General features: G+C 67.2%; 12 protein-coding genes. 6 read left to right on the top strand and 6 right to left on the bottom strand.

What is annotated here, in order from left to right; translation table 11 throughout:
- Positions 1–15: 15 nt before the first annotated feature.
- On the bottom strand, positions 16–1,050 hold the full coding sequence (locus DSD28_RS05175; protein ID WP_119255276.1) for an ABC transporter ATP-binding protein: 1,035 nt from the start codon (positions 1,048–1,050) through the stop codon (positions 16–18).
- Complete coding sequence (locus DSD28_RS05170) at positions 1,047–2,615, bottom strand: ABC transporter permease (protein WP_119255275.1); 1,569 nt, start codon at positions 2,613–2,615, stop codon at positions 1,047–1,049. Before DSD28_RS05170 ends, DSD28_RS05175 begins: the two co-directional genes overlap by 4 nt.
- A gap of 222 nt (positions 2,616–2,837) precedes the next feature.
- On the opposite strand from DSD28_RS05170, the gene DSD28_RS05165 reads away from it, so the two are divergent.
- Together DSD28_RS05165 and DSD28_RS05160 are read left to right on the top strand one after the other, a co-directional pair.
- Positions 2,838–3,842 (top strand): iron ABC transporter substrate-binding protein, encoded by a 1,005-nt coding sequence (locus DSD28_RS05165; protein ID WP_119255274.1) that lies wholly within the window; start codon positions 2,838–2,840, stop codon positions 3,840–3,842.
- 182 nt (positions 3,843–4,024) lie between these two features.
- Positions 4,025–5,971: a HAMP domain-containing methyl-accepting chemotaxis protein gene (locus tag DSD28_RS05160; protein ID WP_119255273.1), complete on the top strand. Its 1,947-nt coding sequence runs from the start codon at positions 4,025–4,027 to the stop codon at positions 5,969–5,971.
- A gap of 86 nt (positions 5,972–6,057) precedes the next feature.
- On the opposite strand, the gene DSD28_RS05155 is transcribed toward DSD28_RS05160, so the two are convergent.
- The 3 genes from DSD28_RS05155 to DSD28_RS05145 form a co-directional block, all read right to left on the bottom strand.
- Positions 6,058–7,080, bottom strand: coding sequence for an LLM class flavin-dependent oxidoreductase (locus DSD28_RS05155; RefSeq protein WP_119255272.1), 1,023 nt, complete (start codon positions 7,078–7,080; stop codon positions 6,058–6,060).
- A gap of 319 nt (positions 7,081–7,399) precedes the next feature.
- Positions 7,400–9,475: an NAD(P)-binding protein gene (locus DSD28_RS05150; protein ID WP_119255271.1), complete on the bottom strand. Its 2,076-nt coding sequence runs from the start codon at positions 9,473–9,475 to the stop codon at positions 7,400–7,402.
- 181 nt (positions 9,476–9,656) lie between these two features.
- Entirely contained in the window at positions 9,657–10,553 is an 897-nt protein-coding gene (locus DSD28_RS05145; RefSeq protein WP_119255270.1) for a bestrophin family protein, read from the bottom strand.
- Positions 10,554–10,756: 203 nt separating this feature from the next.
- Between DSD28_RS05145 and DSD28_RS05140 the strand changes: the two genes are divergently transcribed.
- The 3 genes from DSD28_RS05140 to DSD28_RS05130 all read left to right on the top strand — a co-directional run bounded on the left by DSD28_RS05140 (position 10,757) and on the right by DSD28_RS05130 (position 12,863).
- Positions 10,757–11,659: a DnaJ C-terminal domain-containing protein gene (locus tag DSD28_RS05140; protein WP_119255269.1), complete on the top strand. Its 903-nt coding sequence runs from the start codon at positions 10,757–10,759 to the stop codon at positions 11,657–11,659.
- 2 nt (positions 11,660–11,661) lie between these two features.
- Complete coding sequence (locus DSD28_RS05135) at positions 11,662–11,943, top strand: chaperone modulator CbpM (RefSeq protein ID WP_245424752.1); 282 nt, start codon at positions 11,662–11,664, stop codon at positions 11,941–11,943.
- Between the two features lie 65 nt (positions 11,944–12,008).
- Positions 12,009–12,863 (top strand): LysR family transcriptional regulator, encoded by an 855-nt coding sequence (locus tag DSD28_RS05130; RefSeq protein WP_119255268.1) that lies wholly within the window; start codon positions 12,009–12,011, stop codon positions 12,861–12,863.
- Here DSD28_RS05130 and DSD28_RS05125 read toward each other — a convergent pair.
- A complete protein-coding gene (locus DSD28_RS05125) occupies positions 12,860–14,206 on the bottom strand; it encodes an amidase (protein ID WP_119255267.1) in 1,347 nt (448 codons plus the stop codon). The genes DSD28_RS05130 and DSD28_RS05125 overlap by 4 nt on opposite strands.
- A 159-nt stretch (positions 14,207–14,365) precedes the next feature.
- On the opposite strand from DSD28_RS05125, the gene DSD28_RS26155 reads away from it, so the two are divergent.
- Positions 14,366–14,941, top strand: a complete 576-nt coding sequence (locus DSD28_RS26155) for a hypothetical protein (RefSeq protein WP_205536165.1) — start codon at positions 14,366–14,368, stop codon at positions 14,939–14,941.
- Positions 14,942–15,029: the final 88 nt, after the last annotated feature.

The following is a 15,029-nucleotide window of genomic DNA, read 5'->3' as shown; positions in this document are numbered from 1 at the left end:
GCGCGGCAGTGCCCGTCAGGCGAAGACGTGCGCCTTGCCGGCGACGTCGAGGCGCACGAGGTTTCCGGGCGAGGGCAGGGCGACGCTGGAGGTTTTCAGCACGATGGGCGGCAGGGCGGTGTCGGCGAGCGCCACCGATATGGTGCAGACCGCGCCGCCGAATTGCACGTCCACCACGCGTCCGCCGTTCTGCGGCGTTGCGCCGTCGACGGCGACGCGGATCTGCTCCGGCCGCAGCATGATTTCCGCCTTGCCGGCATGGTCGCCGTCGACCGCCACGCGTCCGAGCGCGCAATCGGCAAATCCGTTCTTGATGATGGCCGGCAACAGCACGGCGTCGCCGAGGAAGAGCGCCGTCTCGCGGTCGCGCGGCTGGTGATAGATCGCCTGCGGGGGGCCGGCCTGAACCAGCCGCCCTTCGCGCAGCACCGCTACCTGGTCGGCGAAGGAAAGCGCCTCGGTCTGGTCGTGGGTGACGAGGATGGCGGTGATGCCGGCGGCCTGCAGCACGCGCGCCACGGCCTTGCGCATGTTCTCGCGCAGGCTGGTGTCGAGGGCGGAGAAGGGCTCATCCAGCAGCATCAGCTTCGGCCGGCGGCCGAGCGCACGGGCGAGCGCCACGCGCTGCTGCTGCCCGCCGGAAAGCTGGTGCGGACGGCGGGTCGCCATCGCGGCTTCAAGTTCCACCATCTCCAGCAGGCTTTCCACCCGCTTCTCCCGGTCGGGCGCGCCGCGCTCGAAGCCGAAGGCGATGTTGTCGGCGACGCTGAGATGGGGAAACAGCGCGCCGTCCTGCGAGACGATGCCGATGCCGCGCTTGTGCGCCGGCACGCCCGCCGGCCCGTCGGCCAGCAGCGCGCCGTCGAAGCGCACCCGGCCGGTATCGGGAAGCTCGAAGCCGGCGATGATGCGCAGCAGCGTCGTCTTGCCCGAGCCGGAGGGGCCGACCACCGCCGTACGGCTGCCGGTGGCCACCGAAAGGTTCACCCCGTCCAGCGCCCGCACCGGTCCGTAGCGCCGGCTGATGTTTTCCAGATCGAGCAGCGTCATTGGCCGGCCGTCCTTTTCGACTGGGCATGAAGGAGAAGGGTGAGCGGCAGGGAAAGCACGACCATCATGACGGCATAGGGCGCGGCCGCGACATAATCGATCTCGCTCGTCAGCGACCAGAAGCGGGTGGCGAGTGTCTCGACGCCGATGGGCGAAAGCATGAGCGTCGCTGTCAGCTCGTTGACGATGCCGAGCGCGACGAGCGCAATGCCGGCCGCAGCTCCCGGCGCGGCAAGCCGCAGCGTGATCTGTCGCACCGCCTGTCCCGGCGTGCGCCCGAGCGCCATGGCCGCGCGTTCCAGCTCCACCGGGGCCTGCGCGATGCTGGCCCTAAGGCCCACCATGGCACGCGGCAGGAAGAGCAGGATATAGCCGGCGAGCAGCATGGCGAAGGTCTGGTAGAGCGGCAGCAGGTAGCGCACGGTGAGGGAGGCGAGCGCCAGCGCCACGACGACGCCGGGCAGCGAGCCGACATAGTAGTGGCAGGCCTCCAGCACCCGTTGCAGCCGGCCGGGCGCGCGCACCGAAAGCCAGGCCATGGGAAAGGCGGCGACGGTGGCGAGGACACCGCCGGCAAGGGCCAGCACGATGGTCTGGAGCACGGCCTGCGCCACGCCGCCGGTCCAGATGCCGAGCCCGCCGACCCAGAGCCAGCGGCAGAGCGTTGCGAGCGGCACGCCGAGCGTGAGCACGGCAAGGCCCAGCGGCAGGAGCATGACGGGCAGCCGCAGCCGGCCGAGGCGGCGCCGATCGTTCGGCCGCGCCGTACCGGAGCCGACGCGCGCATAGCGCTCGTTGCCGCGCAGCAGCACTTCGAGGCCGAGCAGCAGCAGGCAGCACGTCACCAGAACGCCGCCGATCATGTTGGCGGCGGGGCTGTTATAGGAGGACTGGAACTGGTCGACGATGGCCGTGGCGAGCGTATCGAAGCGGATCATGGCGAAGAGGCCGTATTCCGACAGCAGATGCAGCGCGATCAGCAGCGAGCCGCCGCAGATGGGGATGCGAAGCTGCGGCAGCACCACGCGGAAGAAGACGGCGGTCGGGGCGAGCCCCAAAGAGGCCGCGGCATCTTCCACGGCCGGGTCGAGCCGCCGCAGCGCGGCGGCGACCGGCAGGTAGAGAAAGGGGAAATAGGCAATGACGGCGACGAAGACGCCGCTTGCCAGCCCCCGCATGCCCGGCACGAGGCTGACCCAGGCGTAGCTGTGCACGAAGGCCGGCACCGCGAGCGGCGTCACGGCGAGCCAGGCCCACAGGCGCGGGAAGGGAATATCGGTGCGCTCCGTAAGCCAGGCCATGCCGACGGCAACCGAGATCGATAGCGGAATGGTGAGAAGCTCCAGATAGACCGTGCTGAGCACCAGCTCGCCGACGCGCGGTCGGAAGACCAGCGTCTTCACCGTTTCCCAGCCGACATCGTAGGTGACGAGCGCGATGAAGCCGAGCGGCACGAGGCTGACCAGCGCGACCAGCATGGCGAGCACCACGACAGGAGCATAGGGAATGCGGGCCGTCCGCCGCCTTGTGGGCACCGGCCAGGCGCTATCGAGGGTTTCTGCCATATTCTGCTGCAACAAGGCCGTGCCTTCATGCCATCACGAGGAGCCGGTCCCCATTGCGCGGCAATGGCGGCCTGCCCTTGCCCTAAGGATTTCTTGAGTAAAACGCAATGGTTTCTGGTGCCGCAGGCCGCATTCGGCTATTGGAAGGGCGCAATTGCCGGCGCCGGAGTTGCAGACCCGCATCCGCCGCCCGCGCAGCCACGATCCACGAAGGAGACTGTCATGAACCAATCGATCCGGGTAACATTCGCGGCGCTATCGCTTGCAACGGCGATGCTGGCGTCGGGCGCCCGCGCGCAGGAAGCCGATGAACTTGTCGTCTACAATGCCCAGCACGAAGCGCTCGGCAATGCCTGGATCGAGGCGTTCACCAAGGAGACCGGCATCAAGGTCGTCGTGCGCAAGGGCAGCGACATGCAGCTCGCCAACCTGATCCTGGAAGAGGGCGACCTGTCGCCGGCCGACATCTTCCTGACGGAGAATTCTCCGGCGATGGTGCTGCTTGACGAATCCGGCCGCTTCGCGCCGGTCGACAAGGAAACGCTCGACCAGGTGCCGACGGAATACCGCCCAGCGGACGGCATGTGGACGGGTATCGCCGCCCGCTCGACGGTCTTCGCCTATGACAAGACCAAGCTGACCGAGGACAAGCTGCCGAAATCCATGATGGACCTTGCCGATCCCGCCTGGAAGGGCCGCTGGGGCGCTTCTCCGGCCGGCGCGGACTTCCAGGCGATCGTCGGCGCGCTCCTGCAATTGAAGGGCGAGGAGGCGACGGCCGGCTGGCTCAAGGCCATGAAGGAAAACGCCACGCCCTACAAGGGCAACAGTGTCGCCATGAAGGCTGTCAATGCCGGCGAGATCGAGGGCGCGGTCATCTATCACTATTACTGGTTCGGCGATCAGGCGAAGACCGGCGAGAACAGCAACAATGTCGCGCTGCATTACTTCAAGAACCAGGATCCGGGCGCCTTCGTCAGCATTTCGGGCGGCGGCGTGCTGAAGTCCGGCAAGCACCAGAAGGAAGCACAGGCCTTCCTCAAGTGGATTACCGGCAAGGGCGGCCAGGCCATCCTGCGTGACGGCACATCCTATGAATATGCGATCGCCGGCGAGTCCAATCCCAAGCTGGTGCCGCTGAAGGACCTCGACGCCCCCAAGGTCGAGGCCTCGACGCTCGACAACAAGAAGGTCGTCGAACTGATGACCGCCGCCGGCCTGTTTTGAGCGGCCGTGCTGCGCGCTCCAAGGCGGGCGCGCAGCACAACCTGCGGCTTGCCCTGCCAAGGCGGGGAGGCTGCATTGGCGGTTGATTGAAAGTTTGCTGAAAAACAATCGCCGATTTAATTACTTTTTTAGGAACTACCCGGAAAAAGAGTGGTACGTGCCACTCTACTACGAGCAGTTCCATGAAAAATATCCCGATCATTGGCAAATTCATCGTCATCATGGCGATTTTCGGCGCCTTTTCGCTCGCCGTCGCCATTTATGGCAGTCTCCAGGTCAAGCATATCGACGACGCGAATACCGCTCTGCTCGACAATGAATCCAAGGCGGCGCTGATGATGGCGCGCGCCAACCGCGCGTTGCAGGCTGCACGCGGCTCCATTGGCGACCTGATGATCGCCCGCAATCCGGAACGCAACGCCGCCGCCCTCGCCGAATTGCAGGGCGACAAGGCCAAATTCGAGGAATTCATGGGCAAGGCGATGGCCGCCATGCCCGGAAATGCCGCGCTGGGCCGCCTCAGGGACGAAGGCACACGCCTCCTCAACGATATCTGCGGCCCCGCCATCGCGCTTGCCGGCGCGGCGACCGTCAGCGCGGATATAGTCAAGTCGCAGGACGTCTTCACGGCGGATTGCCAGCCGCAGTTCGGGGCCCTGGCGGATCGCTTCACGGAGGAAACCAACCTCGTCGTCGACGAGGCGGACCGCAAGAGCCTCGACCTCGAAATCATGACCGCCTCGACGGTGAAGACCATGCTCGCCTCGGTCTTCATCGGCCTCTTCGCCGTCATCGGCCTCGGCTATGTCGCGATCCGCGGCTGGCTGGTGCTGCCGATCCGCAAGTTGGAAGCCACGATGACGGTTCTGGCCGGCGGCGATCTCACGGTTGCCATCGAAGGCAGCGACCGCGGGGACGAGGTCGGCGCCATGGCCAAGGCCGTCCAGGTCTTCAAGGACGAGGGGCTGCGGGCGCGCCAGCTTTCCCGCGATGCGGATGCCGCCCGCGAGGCGCGCGAGGCCGACCGCCTGCGCACCGCCGAGATCGACCGCCAGCGTGCCGAGGCCATGGCGGCGGCGACCGCGGGTCTTGCCTCCGGCCTGACACGTCTTTCGTCCGGCGACCTGACGGTGGCGCTCGCCAATCCCTTCGCCGAGGAATTCGAAGGTCTGCGCCGCGATTTCAACGCGGCCGTCACGCAGCTTCGCGAGACGCTCGGCGCCGTTGCCGCCGCGACCGCCGCCATCGATTCCGGCTCGCGCGAACTTTCCGGCAGCGCCGACGACCTTTCCAAGCGCACTGAGCAGCAGGCCGCCTCGCTGGAGGAGACCGCCGCCGCGCTCGACCAGATCACCGTCAACGTCTCCAGCTCCTCCAGCCGCACGGAGGAAGCCCGCGCCATGGCGGTGGCCGCGAACGAATCCGCCCGCCAGTCGGCAGGGGTGATGACCAAGGCGGTCGACGCCATGCAGCGGATCGAGGAATCCTCCTCGCAGATTTCCAACATCATCGGCGTCATCGACGATATCGCCTTCCAGACCAATCTTCTCGCCCTCAACGCGGGCGTCGAGGCGGCGCGTGCCGGGGAAGCCGGCAAGGGCTTTGCCGTCGTCGCGCAGGAGGTGCGCGAGCTGGCGCAGCGCTCGGCCAAGGCGGCGAAGGAGATCAAGGACCTCATCCGTCATTCGGAGGAAGAGGTGCAGAGCGGCGTGCGGCTCGTCAGCGCCACGGGCGAGGCGCTTGCCGGTATCGAGGAGCGTGTCGCCGCTATCAACAGCCAGCTCGACGCCATCGCCACCTCCGCCAGGGAGCAGTCGGTCGGCCTCTCTCAGGTCAATGTGGCGGTCAACCAGATGGACCAGGTCACGCAGCAGAATGCGGCCATGGTGGAGGAAGCCAATGCCGCCAGCAGCTCGCTGGCGACGGAAGCCGACCGCCTTCGCCACCTGATCGCCCGCTTTCAGCTCGGCGACACACGGGACGCTGCGCCGTTGGCCGCCCGTCCCGTACCGGTGGCCGCTTCCGCGCGTCCCGCGCCCTCGCCGGCCCGGCGCATGGTGAACAAGCTGATGTCCACCTTCGGCGGACAGGCGACGGCCAACAGGCAGGACGACTGGGAAGAGTTCTGAGGCCGGTTGGAATTAGAACGCGCTGAATCCTGAATTACCGAGGCATCGCCCCGTTCAAGGGGGCGATGCCATTTCGTTTGCGCGGGTTAACGCCAGCCGAGGGCCGGGGCGACGTGCTTCAGGATGGCCTCGATGACATGCGCGTTGTATTCGACGCCGAGCTGGTTCGGCACGGTGAGGAGCAGCGTGTCGGCCTCGCTGATCGCCTCGTCGGCGGCAAGCTGCTCGATCAGCCGGTCCGGCTCGTCGGCATAGGAACGGCCGAAGATCGCCCGCGTCTTGTCGTCGATGAAGCCGATGGAATCCTGCTCCTTGCCGCCGCGGCCGAAATAGGCCCGGTCCCGGTCGTCGACGAGGGCGAAGATGCTGCGGCTGACCGAGACGCGCGGGCTGCGCGTATGGCCGGCTTCCTTCCAGGCCTCGCGATAGGCGCGGATCTGCGCGGCCTGCTGGACGTGGAAGGGTTCGCCCGTCTCGTCGTCCTTCAGCGTGGAGCTTTGCAGGTTCATGCCGAGCTTGGCGGCCCAGGCGGCGGTGGCGTTGGAGCCGGCGCCCCACCAGATGCGCTCGCGCAGCCCCTCGGAATGCGGCTCGAGCCGCAGCAGCCCCGGCGGGTTGGGAAACATCGGCCGCGGGTTCGGCTGGGCAAAGCCTTCGCCCTTCAGCACGTCGAGGAAGACTTCCGCATGGCGGCGACCCATATCGGCGTCGCCCATGCCTTCCTGCGGCTCGTAGCCGAAGTAGCGCCAGCCGTCGATGACCTGTTCGGGCGAGCCGCGGCTGATGCCAAGCTGCAGGCGGCCCTGCGCGATGAGATCGGCCGCGCCGGCGTCCTCGGCCATATAGAGCGGGTTCTCATAGCGCATGTCGATGACGGCCGTGCCGATCTCGATCTTCTTCGTGCGCGCGCCGACGGCGGCGAGAAGCGGGAAGGGCGAGGCGAGCTGGCGTGCGAAATGATGCACCCGGAAATAGGCGCCGTCCGCGCCGAGCTCCTCGGCCGCCACGGCAAGGTCGATCGACTGCAGCAGCGTATCGCCGGCCGAGCGGGTTTCGGACTGGGGGGAGGGGGTCCAGTGGCCGAAGGAAAGGAAACCGATTTTCTTCATGGATATCTGCCTCGACGCGAAGCGTCCGTTGGGAGGAAACGTTGTCCCGCAAGATGGGTGATCGTGCCACGGTTGAAAAGAGCGATGGAGAGAACGGTGCGTTCACGGTTTGCGACCGCAGTGGCAACACGGTGCCGGCATGGGGGCGGTGCGCCGCGTCTTCGTGTTCGCGCGTGGCGGCTCCTTCCGGAGCAGGGCTATGGCATCTGAAGGGAAGCCGTTGCCTCAACCCCTTCTCCCCGAGGGGAAAAGGGAAGAGCGGCGACGTCGAAGCAGCACACCCGTGGATTTCGCCTAACGCCTACGATGCGTGGCGTTCTTAGAGCCGTGCGATGTCCTCGCGCCGGAACGGGACCGCGTCGCGGTCGGGCTCCGTCTGGTAGCTGCGGGCATATTGGTGGCCGGAATAGACGGCGGCGGCGATGAGGCCGGGGGCGAGGCAGTCGCCGAGGCGGGTGACGCTGCGGATGCCGGCATCGGCCCATTCGGCCTCGCGGGCCTTCAATTCCAGCCAGAGCGTTTCGTCCGGCAGGCGGGCGGTGACGGGCACGAGCGTCGCGCAGTCGATAGTCTCGATCCGGTCGCTGTAGATGCAGGCAAGGTCCAGCCGGTCCTTCGTGCGGCCGGCGAGCGCCTTTGCCGTGACGATATTGACGCCCACCTCGATGAGGCGCTTCTGCACCCGGCCCTGTTCCAGCGTGTGCTGGCTCCAGGGGGAGACCTGGGATTCGGGCGTGACGAACGTCACCGTGCGGCCGGCCCTGGCGAGCAGTTCCGCCAGCACGCTGGCCATGTAGAAACAGTCGTCGTCGAAGACCACCACCGGGCCATCGGCGGATACGGCCTCAGCGCCCGCCGAGAGGATGGCGTCGGGTGAGACGACGGCGCCTTCCGCAAGGAAGGCGGGGGGCCGGCGATGGGTGCGGCCCGCGCCGTCGGTGCGCCAGCGCGCGCCGGTGGCGATGGCGACATGGGGGATGCCGTATTGCAGCACGTCCTCGGCGGAAAGTGGGCTGTGCAGGTAGAGTTCCGCATTGGGGCGGACGTTGAGCTGGCCGACGCGCCAGTCGCGCACGCGGCCCCAGGTGGCAAGGCCCGGCAGGCGGCATTCGCGCGCCACCCGGCCGCCCCATTCGCCGCCGCCTTCGGCCAGCAGCACATCGACGCCGCGCTGGGCGAGCGCCCGCGCCGCCTCCAGCCCCGCCGGCCCGCCGCCGATGACGAGGGCGGGCTCGGGCGTTGCCGCCGTAGGGATGATCTCAGGATGCCAGCCCTTGCGCCATTCCTCGCCGATGGTCGGGTTCTGCGTGCAGCGCATCGGCACGTTGGTATTGTCGCCCGAGGTGCAGATATTGCAGCCGATGCATTCGCGGATGTCGTCGATACGCCCCTCCTCGATCTTCCTGGGCAGGTAGGGATCGGCGATGGAGGGGCGGGCGGCGCCGATGAAATCGAGGATGCCCTGGCGGATCGCCCGTACCATGCTGTCCGGCGAGGTATAGCGCCCGACGCCGACCACCGGCTTGGTGGTGACGGACTTGACGAAGCGGATATAGGGCTCCTGGAAACCTTCCTCGGAGAAGCGGGCCGTCTGGCTGTCGTTCGACCATCCGGAGAGGTTGACGTCCCAGAGGTCGGGAAGCTCGGCGAGCGCCGTGACGATATCCTTGCCCTCGCCTTCGCAGGTGATGCCCGAAGGGCCGAGCAGCTCGTCGACGGCAAGGCGGATGGCGAGCGCGCAACTGTCGCCGACGGCCTCGCGCGTGTCGTCGATGATTTCGCGGAAGAGCCGGAGCCGGTTCTCGAAGGAGCCGCCATATTCGTCCGTGCGGTCGTTGTGGCGGCGCGACAGGAAATGCTGCAGCACGCTCATGTCGTGGCCGGCATAGAGATAGACGATGTCGAAACCGGCCTGTTTCGCGCGCAGCGCCGCGTTGCGGTACCAGCGGCGCATGTCGGCGATGTCGGTCTTGTCCATGGCGCGCGCCTGCACGGGATCGAGACAGTCGCTGATGACATGGGAGGGGGCGAGCGGGATCATCCGGCTGAAGCGGTTGGCGACATGCAGGCCGTTGTGCACGAGCTGGATGGCGGCGAGGCTGCCATGGGCGTGGATGCTGTCGGTGACGGCGGCAAGCGCCGGCAGGTCGCCCTCGTCCCACAGCCGCGCCTCGTTGGCTGGCGTCAGGTCGGAAGTCGGGTGAATCTCCGCCTCCTGCGTGGAGACGACCGCCCAGCCGCCCTCGGCCTTCATGCCGCGCAACTCGGCTTCCGCATTGGGATAGCGGTAGCCCATGCCGGAACAGTGCGGCACCTGGTAGAAACGGTTGCGCGCCGTGACCGGGCCGATCCTGACGGGTTCGAAGAGAATATCGAAGCGGGGGTCTCGCGACATGTCATGCCATCCTGAAGCGATTTGCTCCGCGCGCCACGCGGATGAGGCCACCATATCGGGAATGCCGGGACAGGCAAGAGAATTGTTATACGGATGTATAATACAGGCGCGTAGTCAGGCGGCTCGTTGCAGGAGTGCCGTCCCTCCGGGTTAAGCGATTGGGATTTTACGCTTTTCCGGCTCAGTCCAGCACATGGTTCCGCGGCTGGACGGGCTCGGGCAGCTCCGCTTCGCCGAGCAGGGAAAGCATGTCGCGCTCCACCGTGCGCAGCATTGCACCGAGCGGCAGGGCGTTCGGCTCGAGGCCGAACGGGTCCTCGAGCTGGTGGCCGAGCGCTTCGAGGCCGAAGAAGGTATAGGCGACGAGCAGCACGGGCAGCAGCGTCCACCAGTCCAGCGAGCCGGCCAGCGCGAAGGGCAGGGTGATGCAGAAGATCAGCGCCGTGCGGTGCAGCAGCAGCGAATAGGCGAAGGGCACCGGCGTCATCGCGATCCGCTCGCAGCCGCCCTGCACCCGGGCGAGCGCCGCAAGCTGGGTCTCCAGCACCGAATAGTGGATCGCGTCGATGCGGTGCGTCTGCATCAGCGTGATGCAGTGCCGGCCGATGCGGTCGAGCACCTCGTTCGTCGGGTTGGGGCTGTTTTCGCGCGGGGCCGTGTCGGACCAGCGGGCGATCGCGGCGGCTTCGTCCTCGTTGCGCAGCCGGGCGGCAAGGCCGGCGGCGAAGGCGCAGACATGGGTGAGCAGAAAACGCCGGTCGTCCTCATTGAGAAGCGCGGTCTGCCGGGCGAAGGAACGGGCGGCGATGATCAGGTCGCCCCAGAGCATGCGGCCCTCCCACCAGCGGGCATAGCAGGCATTGTTGCGGAAGCTCATGAAGACGGAGAGCGCGATGCCCGTCAGCGTGAAGGGAATGGCGCTGATCTTGACGAAGATGCCTGGATGGTGCTGGGCAGCGAAGACGGCAATGATGCTCAGCACCGCGACGGCAACGAGATGCCAGGCGATCCGCGGCAGGATCGAGCCGTTGATGGTGAAGAGAATGTCTTTGAAGCTCGGCTTCGAGCGCAGGATCATGGGCTTCTCTGCTGCGGCGGGCGATGCGGACCGATCCGGTTCGCCGGCCTTTTCTTTCACCTTGCCTGGCGGGTGGCAAGCCTTCGGGCAATGGTTGCGGCCGGGGGTAGCGAGAAAAAGGCCAGGAGGCGGGCGCGATGCGTTGCCGAGCGCGCATTGCAGCCTAATATAGAGAGCAAGTTCAATCCATTCCGGAGCCCGTCGTGAGAAATCCCTATGAGGTTCTCGGCGTGCCGTCCACGGCGACGGCGGCCGAGATACAGAGCGCCTATCGCAAGCTCGCCAAGAAGCTGCACCCGGACCTCAATCCGGGCGACAAGGCGGCGGAGGAGAAGTTCAAGGAGGTCGCCGCCGCCTATGACCTGCTGGGCGACGCCGACAAGCGCAAGCGCTTCGACGCCGGCGAGATCGACGCGTCCGGCGCCGAGCGCCCGCCGCGCCAGGACTATTACCGCAACTATGCCGGCGGGCAGGCTGAGCATCCCTATGCGGATGCCTCGGGCTTTGCCGACTTCATGGACGGCGACGACATCTTCGCCGATCTCCTGCGCCGCGGCCAGAAGGCGCGGGCGAACCGTCGCGGCGAGGATCGGCATTACCACCTGGAGATCGGCTTTGCCGATTCCATCGCCGGGGCGACGAGACGCATCACCCTGCCGGATGGCGGCACGCTGGACGTGAAGATCCCGCCGGGCCTCGTCAGCGGCCAGACGATCCGCCTCAAGGGCAAGGGGGCGCCGGGTCTCGGCACGGGCGGGCCGGGCGATGCCTTGATCGAGGTGGAGGTGCTGCCCGATCCGCGCTTTTCCCGCGAGGGCGACGACATTACCATCGAACTGCCCGTTTCCCTGAACGAGGCGGTGCTCGGCGGGCGTGTCCATGTTCCCACGGCGACCGGTGCGGTGACGATGACGGTGCCGAAGGGCTCCAACACCGGCACGACGCTGCGGCTGAAGGGCAAGGGCGCGCCGAAGCGCGGCGGCGGCTTCGGCGACCAGTTCGTCAAGCTGAAGGTGGTGCTGCCGAGCCCGCCCGATGCCGAGCTCGAGGCTTTCGTGGCCGGCTGGGCGAAGGGGCAGGCGTTCAATCCGCGTGAGGAGGCCTGATCATGGCGATGAGCAAGGACGAGTTCCTCAAAACTTCCGGCCTGAAAGTGACGGTGCTGGAACTGTGGATCGAGCAGGAATGGCTTCTGCCGGAAAGGACGCCGTCGGGCCTGAGCTTTTCGGAAATCGATGTCGCCCGGGCGCGGCTGATCGGTGAACTGCAATCCGGCATCGGGGCGAACGAGGCCGGCATCGACGTCATTCTGCATCTGATGGACCAGCTGCACGGCATGCGCCGGGCGCTTGCCGAGCTGCGGCGGGAAATGCAGCGGCCGAAGGATTAAAGGGCAAGCCCTGCCGCGTCGAGTGCGCTATAGCTGCAAGAAAATTGCATCGAGCGGGGCTTTCCATGGATATAGACCGGGCACGAACCTTTCTTGAGATCGTCCATACGGGCAGTTTCCTCAAGGCCTCGGAGCGGCTGCACATCACCCAGACTACGGTGAGCGCGCGTATCCGCACGCTGGAGGAGGCGCTCGGGCGCAAGCTCTTCATCCGCACCCGCAACGGTGCCGCGCTGACGCCGGCGGGGCGGGAATTCGAGCGCTTCGCGCAGTCCTTCGTGCAGGTGTGGGAGCGGGCGCGCCAGCAGCTCACCGTTCCGCCCGGCCGCACGTCCGTCGTCGCGGTCGGCGGCGAGGTCAGCCTGTGGAACCCGCTCTTGCTCGACTGGCTGGTCTGGATGAAGGGGAACTGCCCCGAGATCGCCATTCACGCGGCGGTCGGCGTTCCAGACCAGCTGTTGGAACAGCTGCGTACCGGCGTGCTCGACATCGCCGTGCTCTATGCGCCCAAGCTGATGCCGGGCTTCAAGGTGGAGCTGATCGAGGAGGAACAGCTCATCCTCGTGCGCAAGGCCGGGGAGGAGGGCGAGCCGGACTATGTGCATGTCGACTGGGGATCGCAGTTCGCCGGGCAGGGCGGCTATGGGCTTGCCGGCTTTGCCGAGCCGGCGTTGCAGGTGGGCTTCGGGCCGCTCGCCCTTCATTACATCCTGCGCGCCGGCGGCATGGGCTATTTCCGCAAGGGAACGGTGGCGCGCCATCTTGCGTCCGGCGAGATCGAACGCGTCGAGGGCGCGCCCGAATTCACCTATCCCGCCTATGCCGTCTATCCGGAAGCGGCGGCGGGGCGGCGGGACGTGGAGGATGCGCTGCGCGGCCTCAAGCAGATCGCGCATCAGGGGGATGGGCCGCGGCTCTAGCGCCGCAATGCCGCCTCCACCGCCCGCGCATTGGCAAGGAGCGCGGCGTCCCTGCCGCCGGCGGCGGCGAGCATGAGGCCGACGGGGGCCTCCCCCTCGGCATGGGCCGGCAGCGAGATGGCGCAGCCGTCCAGCATGTTGATCAGCGCCGGGTTGCGCAGCAGCGTGAGGTTGGTCTTCACGAAGAGATCGTTGTCGGCTTCCAGCGCGCCGATGGCCGGGGCGACCATCGGCACGGTCGGCATGGCGAGGACGTCATAGGCCGAGATCGCACGGTTCGTCGCCTCGATATAGGCGCGGCGCAGGTGCAGCATATCGATATAGTCCGCAGCCGTCTGTTCGCGGGCGCGCAGGATGCGGGCCCGCACGCGCTGGTCGTAGGCCTCGCCGTGTTCCTCGAGGAGGTCGCGGTGCCAGGCGAGCGCCTCCGGGGCCGGGAAGCCACCCCTGACGTTGATCTGGCCGACCATCTCGAATTCCTTCAGCGCGATCTCGCTCACCACCGCACCGGCTTCGGCAAGGCGCTTGAGGGTTGCCTCGAAGGTTCTCGCCACATGCGGCTCGATGCCGTCGAAGACGACGGATTGCGGCACGACGATGCGCAGGCCCGCGACGCCGCGCTGGCTTTCCTGATCAAGCGAGGTGCCGCTCAGGATCTCGTGGAGGCTGGCGCAGCAATCGACGCTGTTTGCCAGCGGGCCGATGGAATCGAGCGTGAAGGAGAGCGGAAGCGCACCGGCAAGCGGCACTGTGCTGGCGGTCGGCTTGTAGCCGACGATGCCGCAGAGCGCGGCGGGGATGCGGCAGGAGCCGCCGGTATCCGAGCCGATGGCGGCCGCCGCCATGCCGTCCGCCACGCTGACGGCGGCACCGGAGGAGGAGCCGCCCGGAATGCGGCCGGTTGCCCGGTCGTAGGGATTGGCGGGCGTGCCGTAATGCGGGTTGATGCCGACGCCGGAAAAGGCGAATTCGGTCATGTTGTTGCGGCCGACGACGATGAAGCCGGCGGCCTTGAGGCGGGCGATGGCGGGCGCATCGCTCGTCGCAGGCGCGGCATCGGCCAGCACCGTGGAACCTGCCGGAGTCGGCTCGCCGGCAAGGTCGAAAAGGTCCTTCACGGCGATGGGAATGCCGGCGAAGCGCGAGGGGGCGAGGCCGGCCCTGCGCAGTTCGTCGGCGGCCTTCGCCGCGACGCGGGCCTTTTCGGCATGGACCTTCACGAAGGCGCGTGCGCCTTCTCCCGCCGGTTCGGCGATGCGCGCCAGCGACTCCTCGATGAGCTGCGCGGCCGTGACCTTGCCCGCCGCAAGGTCCCTCGCAAGGTCGTTCAGTGTTGCGCGCATTGCTTTTCTCCCGCCATGGCCGAATCAGACCGGATCAAAATAGTGGATTTCACGCGGCGCGCAGCCCTTCTTGACGCGAAAGAGTCATCCATGCGCCGCCTCTTGCAATCGGTCTTGAAGGCGGCAAAGTATCCGGGCGAAACCCGGAGGGAGTTCTCCATGCACAAGCCGATTCTTACTGCCGTTCTCGTGGCCGCGGGAGCGTTGTTCGCCTCTGCCGCGGAGGCAAAGGTTCCTTTCTTCAACGCCGCGTGTCCGGGCCGGGTGAGCGTGCATGCCGATGAAGGCGGGCCGGTCTTCATCAACGGCCGGGAGGCCCGGCTGAAGCGCTTCAACAACAATTACTACGAGGCCCGCCTCGGCCGGCTGACCATTTCCGTCTCCGTCAATCGCGACGGCAGCCCCGATGTCTCCTATACGGGGCCGGGCGGGGCCAACGGCGTGTGCCGCGTCAAGGGCGACCGCGCCGCGCAGATGCAGGACGAGGACGGCGGCGGTTATGGGGAAAGCCGGCCACGCCGGCGCTCCGATGGCGTCGCGCTCGGTATGATGCCGGCCTATTGCCGCGGCGAAGTCTCCGCGCAGTTCCGCGTCAGGCCATCGCGCATCACGACGAACCGGCCCTTCATGAGCGGCCGGGGCTATGTCGTGCAGGGCAATTATCCCGACGGCAAGGGCACGGCTTTCTTCAATTGCTGGTTCGACAAGGGCGGCAATTTCGTCTCGATCAACTGAAACCTGCCATTCGCGGTGCCGGAGGCCGGAGGCTTCCGGCGTTCCGCTGCCTGACGCCGTGCTTTGCCGGCGCCATTCCCCATGACCA

Source organism: Shinella zoogloeoides, assembly GCF_003574625.1.
GTDB lineage: Bacteria > Pseudomonadota > Alphaproteobacteria > Rhizobiales > Rhizobiaceae > Shinella > Shinella zoogloeoides_A.
The sequence above is the reverse complement of the archived record's forward strand: the minus strand, read 5'-3'. Positions and strand labels throughout refer to the sequence as shown.